This is a genomic window from Moorena sp. SIO4E2 (genome assembly GCF_010671945.1).
Classification (GTDB): Bacteria; Cyanobacteriota; Cyanobacteriia; order Cyanobacteriales; family Coleofasciculaceae; genus Moorena; species Moorena producens.
Map to the genome: position 1 here is coordinate 1 of NZ_JAAHIE010000295.1, position 9,114 is coordinate 9,114.

The window sequence follows — 9,114 nt, forward strand, 5'->3', positions numbered from 1 at the left end:
GATCATCACTGGCAAGATGCCAGTTCTACTTTGATCATCACTGGCAAGATGCCAGTTCTACTTGTACAACCACTGGCAAGATGCCAGTTCTACTTGTACAACCACTGGCAAGATGCCAGTTCTACTTTGATCACCACTGGCAAGATGCCAGTTCTACTTTGATCACCACTGGCAAGATGCCAGTTCTACTTTGATTACCACTGGCAAGATGCCAGTTCTACTTTGATCATCACTGGCAAGATGCCAGTTCTACTTTGATAACTGTGGAACAGGCTTCCAGCCTGTCTCAAGGCACTAAAATGAAAAAATATACCCCTTAATGTCTTTAAAAATGTAACTAATGACTACCCCTAACTCTCCATCCTATGGGGCACAGGCTTCGAGGCGGTCTCAACCGAATATTAATAATTATCACTGGCAAGATGCCAGTTCTACTTATGACTGGCAAGATGCTAGTTCCGATCATCACTGGCAAGATGCCAGTTCTACGAATTATACCAGTTTCAGAAAGTCCCAAAATCTTAAAATTAGCCAAAGGACTCTTCCTCACTGGGAATTACAAGGAGCAATTTACTTTGTCACTTTTAATACGTTTAAAAAGCTAGAGTTGACCCCAGAAGCCAGACAAGTAGTTCTAGATTCCTGTTTATTCTTCAATAACCAAAGGTACAAAACCTATGCTGTTGTGATTATGCCGGATCATGTGCATTGGTTAATGCAGCCTTTGCCAAAATCTGATCAGGAATATTGGAGCTTAGGTAGTATTATCCACAGCATTAAAAGCTATAGTTCTAAGCAAGTTCCTAAAGTAATGAATCATATCGGTATTGTTTGGCAATACGAGCGATATGATCGCATTATTCGAGATGAAATAGAATTTTTAGAAACCTGGCACTATATCCGACAAAATCCTGTAAAAGCTAATTTATCTGACATGGCTGAAACATATCCTTTCTTCTGGCAAATGGATAGTGTAGAGAAATATTCTGTAAAATAATCTATGGTAGAACTGGCTTCCAGCCAGTGGTCAATATCTGTGTGGTAGAACTGGCTTCCAGCCAGTGGTCAATATCTGTGTGGTAGAACTGGCTTCCAGCCAGTGGTCAATATCTGTGTGGTAGAACTGGCTTCCAGCCAGTGGTCAATATCTGTATGGTAGAACTGGCTTCCAGCCAGTGGCCAATATCTGTATGGTAGAACTGGCATCTTGCCAGTGGTCAATATCTGTATGGTAGAACTGGCATCTTGCCAGTGGCCGGAAGCAACTTCCAGCCTTGGTCAATCTCAATCAAAGAATAATCTTGGTCACTGGTAAGATGCCAGTTCTACAATGGATTGGTCTTCGATAACTTAATCACACCCAACCCAGCTGAGCACAAACCAATCACTGGGTTAGCTTAACTGGCTTGATGCCAGTTCTACCATCAACCACTGGCTTGATGCCAGCTCTACCATCAACCACTGGCTTGATGCCAGTTCTACCATCTGATCATCTTCTCACTGGCTTGATGCCAGCTCTACCATCAACCACTGGCTTGATGCCAGCTCTACCATCAACCACTGGCTTGATGCCAGCTCTACCATCAACCACTGGCTTGATGCCAGCTCTACCATCTCATCTACAACTGATCTCTTCTCACTGGCTTGATGCCAGTTCTACAACTGATCTCTTCTCACTGGCTTGATGCCAGTTCTACAACTGATCTCTTCTCACTGGCTTGATGCCAGTTCTACCATCTCATCATTCTTCTCACTGGCTTGATGCCAGTTCTACATGATCAGTGCCAGTTCTACATCAGTCAAACCCAACCATAGTGATGCCACAAACAAGTCAAGAAGAACAGCAATCAAACCTTATTATCAACCACCATTGGCGAGAAATTCAGTACTTTCCTGAAGACTTGGGAAATGGTATCACTTTGGAAATGGTTGCCATCCCCAGTGGCACTTTCGTTATGGGTTCCCCAGAAACCGAAGAGGGGCATAGAGACAGTGAAAGTCCCCAGCATCAAGTCACCGTTAAATCTTTCTTCATGGGCAAATACCCAGTTACCCAAGCCCAATGGCAAGCAATCGCCGCCCTACCCCAAGTCAACACAGAACTTAAACCCGATCCATCCCGTTTTAAAGGGGAAGACCTACCTGTCGAGCGAGTCTCCTGGTATGATGCGGTGGAATTTTGTGAGCGGCTGTCCCAGTATACCAAACGCCCTTATCGTTTGCCCAGCGAAGCCCAGTGGGAGTATGCCTGTAGAGCCGGAACAACCACCCCGTTTCATTTTGGAGAGACGATTACTACAGAGTTTGCTAATTATCTTGGAATAGATGATGAAGAGCTTGCTTGGAAAGGGTCTTATGGTAATGGGCCATCAGGGATTTATCGTGGAAAAACAACCCCAGTGGGGAGTTTTGGGGTAGGGAATGACTTTGGACTCTACGATATGCATGGGAATGTGTGGGAGTGGTGTGCAGACCATTGGCATGATAACTATGAAGGTGCGCCGACAGATGGCAGTGCATGGCGTGAAAATTATAATCTTGATAATTATAATTTAGTTGATCATAATTATCCTTCTCTTTATCTTAAAGATTATCTTAAAGAAATATCCGGGCTGTTGCGGGGTGGTTCCTGGCTCTACTACCCTGTGGTCTGCCGTTCTGGGTCTCGCTTCGTCTATAATCCGGCTCTCTGGCACGACCTCGACGCCTCTGTTGGTTTTCGTGTGGTGTGTGGGTGTGCGTGGACTCCTTAACCCTTAACCCTTTTGCCCTCTTGCCCTTTACCCTGTTTTCCCTTTTTCCTCTCCCCTTCGTGGAACTGGCATCTTGCCAGTGACAAGTGTAGAATTGGCATCAAGCCAGTGACCCAGATTATTGTTGGATGGAGACTGACACAGGCTGGAAGCCTGTTCTACAAAAGCTGGTTATACCACACGTAGAACTGGCATCAAGCCAGTAGTTGTAAAAGTAGAACTGGCATCAAGCCAGTAGTTGTAAAAGTAGAACTGGCATCAAGCCAGTGACAACGAATTTAAAATGGGTAGAACTGGCATCAAGCCAGTGACAACGAATTTAAAATGGGTAGAACTGGCATCAAGCCAGTGACAACGAATTTAAGATAGGTAGAACTGGCATCAAGCCAGTGACAACTACCTAGATAGCTGCCTATAGTGTAGCTGTTGCTTAAATAATTATACAAGATTAATGTTTAACAACGATAACAGCCCCATTGGATTGTCTGAATTTATCCAACAGGTTAAACAAGATCTGCTCTCAGTAGCACCAGGTCAGGAAAAAGATGCTCCCTTGTTGTGTGTTGAATCTGTGGAACTGGAACTACAAGTTAGTGTCAAGCGAACTGCAAAAGCAGGAGCAAAGGGGAATATCAAAATTAATGTGCTAGGAACTGGGGGCGAGGTAGGAGGCGAAGTCGGTGGCGACCTGGGACGGGATGAGATTCATAAAGTCAAAGTCAAATTATCTCCCCTCTTCGATAAGGAGCGTCTGCTGGAATTTTACCAGACCCTTCATGGAGACAAGGTGCCAACCACGGTCAATAATTCTTTAAGGGCACTCCTTAAAGGCAATGAAGAAGGAAATCTGAATGATGACCTGGGTGACTAACAGCATTACTGACTCCCGACTCCCGATTCCCGACTCCCGACTCCCGATTCCCCATTCCCCACACATATCCTCTTCGCCACATGGAAACCAATCAAATAAGCTGTCATCTGCGTACTAATCCGGGGCAAGGGCACAGCAGAAAGGTCAGCCACATAGACATTAGCTGACCCGTATACCTTACCTGTATCTATTGCGTTGTCGAGTCCTTTATCAATCGCTTTCCCGAATAGGCATCCCCCCGACAAATGCTGCTCCGACAGTAAAAACCTGCGACTGTAAACATCAACATACTCCTCAATCTGGTTCTCTTCGTAGGGCATCTTAGTTACCAGTCGCAAGAACCACTTAACTAACCAATGTGGCTGTTCTCCCAAGCCGTTCAACAGTGCCATGTGCTTGGCAATCTCACTGTTAGCTACCACTTTATCCTGATTGAAATGGGATTGTTCCTCTTCTCCAAAGAAATCTAATTCAATCCGAGAGTCGTCCCTTGAATAGCAACCCTCTTTAGCAGCATTAAACTTAATCGCCGCAGTAATCAAGTGGGCTTCATCATGCCATGGTTTGCCTTGAAGTAAGTTATAAAGTCCCCATAACAGGTTAATGATGAAATTGACTGCCTGAAGAAACACCCTAATCACGTTCTTGATGATATTAAACAACCAAGGTAACCTGATCACGAACTTCTTGAGCCAGTTTGGGAACAGGAACGCCAGATAAAGGTGGGCAATCATAAACCACAGCCTCTCAAAATTACCAGAAAAGAAATCGAAGCAGCAAACCGTTTCCTGTCCCGGTTGTTCTGGTTCTGGTTGCCATACCGTTGTAGCAAACACAGAGATGTACACATCCCGAGGGGTAACATCGATACTCTTATCCACCACGTAGAGACCCAGGGGCATGACAATATGGTCATTCACATGCTGCCCGATCAGATCGTTTCCCAATTCCTCGCGGTGAGACCAGAGCAGCCGTGGCGTCGCACCCCCTGCGCACATAATCACCTTTCCACCATCAGGAAGCAAAGACAAGCGTTCCGTCATCCCCGTGTCCAGGTACTTAACATGCACCCCCACACACCGTGGTTTTTGCCCTTGCTCCTTAGAAAACTCAAGTCTCTCAACCCTACACCTAGTCTTGATCTCCACTCCCTGGCCAAACCAATCGACAATGGATACTCCGCTGTGGGTTCGCTGCCCAAATGAGTTGAACTGGGTTGGAAAAAGGTGCAACAGGCCAGTATCCCTCACCTCCAAATTAGGAATATTGTCGATAGCGTCTGTACTGGTCACAAAACCAACCTTCTCAGCCGCCTGGAGTACTTGTTTAGTCACAGGTGACGGATCGGTTACCGGGTTTGGTCTAGCAAACTTCTGATTCAACTCTGCCTTCAGGCTGTCCCAATAGGCTGCCGTTTGACCAATATGTGTCGCCAGCCACTCCGACGACTCATGCATCATGGTATAGTTAATCGAGCCGCCACCACCCATAGTGCAGGCTCGCCCAGATATAATCGGAATTCCCTTGGGAGTCAGGGCATTGTGCAACTTGAATACCTTTTCCTCCGCGTAGGACTTAGTCCAGTTGTTCTGGTGGGTAATGTCGCTGGTAGTAAAGAAATCATCCCCCTCCTCCAGCACTAACACCCGCTCCCGGATAGACCTGTCATTACCAGCTTCTAGGTAATAGCTCAGAAACCCACAGGCTCCGTTACCAGAGCCAACCACGATCGTATCGTACATCATCGGAATGGTTTTTTAAGAAAATTATTTTATTATATCGAATAGCGAACAGGCCAAGAGTGTGGGAAGTATGGGAAGTGTGGGAAGTGTGGGAAGTGTGGAGAGATGGGAAGATGAGGAGATGGGGAGATAGCCAGATGAAATTGATGTGTAACCGTTTGAGTGCTAAGAATTGGATAACCTTAAACCTTGGCCAAAAGGCCACGCAATCGCGAACAACAAACCAACCTTCAACCTTCAACCTTGGCCAAAAGGCCACGCAATCGCGTTCAACAAACCAACCTTCAACCTTCAACCTTCAACCTTGGCCAAAAGGCCACGCAATCGCGTTCAACAAACCAACCTTCAACCTTCAACCTTCAACCTTGGCCAAAAGGCCACGCAATCGCGTTCAACAAACCAACCTTCAACCTTCAACCTTCAACCTTGGCCAAAAGGCCACGCAATCGCGTTCAACAAACCAACCTTCAACCTTCAACCTTCAACGGCCATGGCATCATAGCGACGCTCAAACTCAGCCTGAGTCAGCCTGTCACCGTTTTCCAGGGGAGGAATTGTTGGGTTGAGTGCGATTGGCCGTAGGCCACGCTTCGCGATTGACCGTAGGTCACGCTTCGCGAACGCATTTCGAGTCATGGTTTTTAGCATCCCACTAAAGAACGTTTAATACTTATGAGGTGCATTCAATTTTGTTACCCCTACTCCCTACTCCCTACTCCCTACTCCCTACTCCCTAATCAGTAAAAGGGATTCATCAAGACTTCTGAACCGCTGCCAGTAACCGCTGATTTTGAATGTCAGAAAAGAGTTCTTCGTAACGGTTGAGAGCTTGATCAAATGAATAATATTGAAGAGCATGTTGTCTACTTCTGTTGCCCAGTAATGTAACTCTTGCGGGATCCTTATACAACTCTAAGATTGTTTCTGCTAGAGTTTCTGGATCCTCTGGGGGAACAACAATGCCACCGCCGCTTTTTTTGACAGCTCTGGCAGCGGTTCCATTAGCAGGAACAGAAGCTAGGATGGGGCGACCACTAGCTAGCAGTACTTGGATTTTGGAGGGCATATTGAAAGAAATTACATTCTGCTTTTGTATTACCAACCCCACATCCGCTGCTGCTAGCATTTCCGGTAGTTTTTCCCGAGGTTGAAATGGCAGCAGCTTAACATTATTGGCGTCCCAAGTCTTACAGCACTGCTTTAGTCGGCCTAAAGCTTTCTGTTCTCCAACGATCACAATCACAATATCTCGAACGTGACGCACCCTAGATGCTGCCTTAATCAGAGTTTCTAAACCTTGAGTGAGGGCAATATTACCGGAGTAGAGTATAACGAACTTACCATTAAGGTTATGGGCAGTGCGAAAGGAGTTGTTTTCTTTTGGTAAAGGACGGATGAAGTTAACATCAACCCAATTGGTAATCTTCACAATTTTAGAGCTTGGCACACCCTTGCTGCGCAAGTTATCGGTAAAGCCATCAGCAATCACACTGATTTTGGTGACTGTGCGGTAAGCAAACCTTTCTACAACCTCTAATGCACGGATTAGAGGTTGGTTGCTCAGTAAGCCTACTTTAATAGCAGCTTCTGGCAAAATGTCTTGGAGATTTAGAATTACTGGCGTTCGGTGTATCCACCCCAAAATCACAGCTGGTAGGGAAACTAGCAGTGGTGGACTAGTTAAAATAATGATATCAGGGCGAGGAGAACTCAGAGCCTTGAGGAAGCTGGTAGCAACAAAGCTTGCCTCTAGCAATAATCGGTCGATCAAATTTGGTTTCGGGCGAATCCGCACATAACAGCGATCTACAATCACACCTTTGATGTGTTCGGTAAGATACAATTTTCCTCGATATCCCTCATAAATTTGACGTTGAGGATAGTTGGGCATCGCAGTAATGACCCGAACATCATGGCCTCTTTTGACCAACCCTTCTGCTAGTTCAGTCATCAATGGGGCAATCCCAATTGGCTCTGGATGATAGTTGTAAGAATATATTAGGATTCGCATAATCTCTAGTAGATGTTGCCAGCCGGGTGTAGACTCACCAAATTTGTGTATTGATTTATTGGCTTTAGCACTGAGAACTCACGACCATTGTCAAGTCAGGTTGGTGGTGCAAAATGCCCAATCAGGGATTTTAACCCTATAACTATTTATTCGGCTTCAATTCCATATTTTACGCCTGAATGACAGTTTTTGTAACAAAATTTAACATAAACACCCTTGACCAAAATATCATAATTGTGCATTACTAAAGCCTCTTTAAGAGCTACAGCAAGAATCTTTATGCCAATTCTGATTATGGCTGCAACTAATAAATCCTCCCTTTTGGTAATTGGTAATTGGTAATTGGTAATTGGTAATGAGCGTCTGATTACCGAGCTATAACTAGTTTTTGAAATCAACGGATAATTTCATTTACCAATAATTATATTTATATCGAAAAAAACACTTTTATTCATGGGTGCAATCCCGCATTTTCTGGGAAAATAGATTTTTTTTTCAGAATTTTTACGGATGGCATAGGAATTAAAAATTAATTAACAATTATTCTATAATCTCCAAAGTATTTTTATAAAAAATAAGTAATATCATTTCCAAGCTGCGTCGAATTGTATAGCATTTTTCATATCCAAGCTGCGTCGAATTGTATAGCATTTTTCATAGCTATGAGGTACACATAGGGAGCAGGTCAATTTTGTAAGAACACTTGAACTATAAACGCTTGAACTACAGTGTTTTCGGGGTTTCAGTAGCAGTTATGAGTTATTTGAGTACATTTGGCGAATTTGACATGCTCCCTACACATAATTTTTTGGCGTTGCATGATTCTGGGATAATTTTTAATTAATAAAAAAGTTAAACTTTAGCACTCTCCTGAAATAACTGAGTATAAATTGCCCTAATTTTCAGTCTAATAGTATTGAAAAAATGGTCACATAAGGGGGGAGAAAATTATCAATGTAAGAGCTGTGCTCGCCAATTTATTTAGTCTTATTCAAAATTATGTTATTCTCAAAAAGTTGGCTCTCCTATACTGATTATAGTAAATGAGTAGGTTAAATGAGCTTAACCCCTTAAATAGCAAGGGATTCAATCAAATAAAAATACATTGTATTGATGCAGTCGCTCATGGGGTAAACCCCCAAGACCGCTTAGGTGCGCTTTTATTAAAATTGCATTTTTAAATTACTCAAAACCTTAATTAGTAAGGGCTATGGCGATTATTTTATTATACTAATTTATCCTAGCCACCCTAGGAGAGCAAAAAAGTTAAATAATACTGTTTAACTATGTACCTAAAGGGGAAGGGTTTTAGGGCTATTGAAAGAATTCATAAAGTCAATCATAATACAGGAATTAGTTGGGTGAAGCAGATTGGTAATCAGCTACCTGATTATCATAAAAATTACAAAACACCACAAGTGGGTAAACTAGATTAACTGCAAACATTTATAGCAAAAAAAACTAAAATTTTGGTATGGACATCTTTAAACAAGGATTCCGATGATATTTGATAATATTTAATAGGATAATAAAGGGCAAACCCTTTTTAAAAAAATCATAAAACAATCAATAATTTTTATTGCTATTTGATTACATATGGATATAAAGTTTACCATCAATTTAGTCCAAATGGAGACCAGAGCGTTAGTAAAAAATCAATGACAATGGTCGAAGGATAGAATAGTCATTTGCGTCATTATCTAGCGCGATCACATCGTAAAAACTTTTGTTATTATA

At 43.2% G+C, this 9,114-nt stretch carries 9 protein-coding genes and 2 pseudogenes; 7 read left to right on the top strand and 4 right to left on the bottom strand.

Going from position 1 to position 9,114, the window contains the following annotated elements; all coding sequences use genetic code 11:
• Together F6K37_RS24540 and F6K37_RS24545 are read left to right on the top strand one after the other, a co-directional pair.
• Positions 1-194, top strand: a 194-nt coding sequence (locus F6K37_RS24540) for a hypothetical protein (RefSeq protein WP_287252730.1), incomplete at its 5' end; no start/stop codon positions are given.
• A gap of 332 nt (positions 195-526) precedes the next feature.
• Positions 527-997, top strand: coding sequence for an REP-associated tyrosine transposase (locus tag F6K37_RS24545; protein WP_502708404.1), 471 nt, complete (start codon positions 527-529; stop codon positions 995-997).
• 68 nt (positions 998-1,065) lie between these two features.
• Here the strand turns inward: F6K37_RS24545 and F6K37_RS24550 are convergent, their stop codons facing one another.
• A complete protein-coding gene (locus F6K37_RS24550) occupies positions 1,066-1,206 on the bottom strand; it encodes a hypothetical protein (RefSeq protein WP_287252734.1) in 141 nt (46 codons plus the stop codon).
• Positions 1,207-1,409: 203 nt separating this feature from the next.
• Here F6K37_RS24550 and F6K37_RS24555 point away from each other — a divergent pair, with 203 nt between their 5' ends.
• The 3 genes from F6K37_RS24555 to F6K37_RS24565 all read left to right on the top strand — a co-directional run bounded on the left by F6K37_RS24555 (position 1,410) and on the right by F6K37_RS24565 (position 3,624).
• Positions 1,410-1,685 (top strand): hypothetical protein, encoded by a 276-nt coding sequence (locus F6K37_RS24555; protein ID WP_287252736.1) that lies wholly within the window; start codon positions 1,410-1,412, stop codon positions 1,683-1,685.
• A 126-nt stretch (positions 1,686-1,811) separates the two neighbouring features.
• Positions 1,812-2,753 carry a formylglycine-generating enzyme family protein gene (locus F6K37_RS24560; RefSeq protein WP_502708403.1) on the top strand — a complete coding sequence of 314 codons (942 nt, stop codon included), beginning with the start codon at positions 1,812-1,814 and terminating at the stop codon, positions 2,751-2,753.
• 451 nt (positions 2,754-3,204) lie between these two features.
• Positions 3,205-3,624 (top strand): trypco2 family protein, encoded by a 420-nt coding sequence (locus F6K37_RS24565; protein ID WP_287252741.1) that lies wholly within the window; start codon positions 3,205-3,207, stop codon positions 3,622-3,624.
• Between the two features lie 5 nt (positions 3,625-3,629).
• Here the strand turns inward: F6K37_RS24565 and F6K37_RS24570 are convergent, their stop codons facing one another.
• On the bottom strand, positions 3,630-5,369 hold the full coding sequence (locus F6K37_RS24570; protein WP_287252742.1) for a GMC family oxidoreductase N-terminal domain-containing protein: 1,740 nt from the start codon (positions 5,367-5,369) through the stop codon (positions 3,630-3,632).
• Positions 5,370-5,538: 169 nt separating this feature from the next.
• On the opposite strand from F6K37_RS24570, the gene F6K37_RS24575 reads away from it, so the two are divergent.
• The gene (locus F6K37_RS24575; protein ID WP_131827052.1) at positions 5,539-5,868 is read left to right on the top strand and encodes a hypothetical protein; all 330 of its coding nucleotides are present in this window, start codon (positions 5,539-5,541) and stop codon (positions 5,866-5,868) included.
• Here the strand turns inward: F6K37_RS24575 and F6K37_RS45630 are convergent.
• Both F6K37_RS45630 and F6K37_RS24580 read right to left on the bottom strand, forming a co-directional pair.
• A pseudogene (locus tag F6K37_RS45630) lies at positions 5,856-5,939 on the bottom strand (Uma2 family endonuclease); the annotation flags it as partial. The gene F6K37_RS24575 and the pseudogene F6K37_RS45630 sit on opposite strands and share 13 nt — an antisense overlap.
• A gap of 181 nt (positions 5,940-6,120) precedes the next feature.
• The gene (locus F6K37_RS24580; protein WP_008187629.1) at positions 6,121-7,377 is read right to left on the bottom strand and encodes a glycosyltransferase family 4 protein; all 1,257 of its coding nucleotides are present in this window, start codon (positions 7,375-7,377) and stop codon (positions 6,121-6,123) included.
• Positions 7,378-8,969: 1,592 nt separating this feature from the next.
• On the opposite strand from F6K37_RS24580, the pseudogene F6K37_RS45635 reads away from it, so the two are divergent.
• Positions 8,970-9,053 (top strand): annotated as a pseudogene (locus F6K37_RS45635) (IS1 family transposase); the annotation flags it as partial.
• Positions 9,054-9,114: the final 61 nt, after the last annotated feature.

Excerpts from the sequence above, each read along its gene's own strand:
- F6K37_RS24550 (WP_287252734.1), bottom strand. The coding sequence starts at position 1,206 with ATGCCAGTTCTACCATACAGATATTGGCCACTGGCTGGAAGCCAGTTC.
- F6K37_RS24555 (WP_287252736.1), top strand. The coding sequence starts at position 1,410 with ATGCCAGTTCTACCATCAACCACTGGCTTGATGCCAGCTCTACCATCA.
- F6K37_RS24565 (WP_287252741.1), top strand. The coding sequence starts at position 3,205 with ATGTTTAACAACGATAACAGCCCCATTGGATTGTCTGAATTTATCCAA.
- F6K37_RS24570 (WP_287252742.1), bottom strand. The coding sequence starts at position 5,369 with ATGATGTACGATACGATCGTGGTTGGCTCTGGTAACGGAGCCTGTGGG.
- F6K37_RS24580 (WP_008187629.1), bottom strand. The coding sequence starts at position 7,377 with ATGCGAATCCTAATATATTCTTACAACTATCATCCAGAGCCAATTGGG.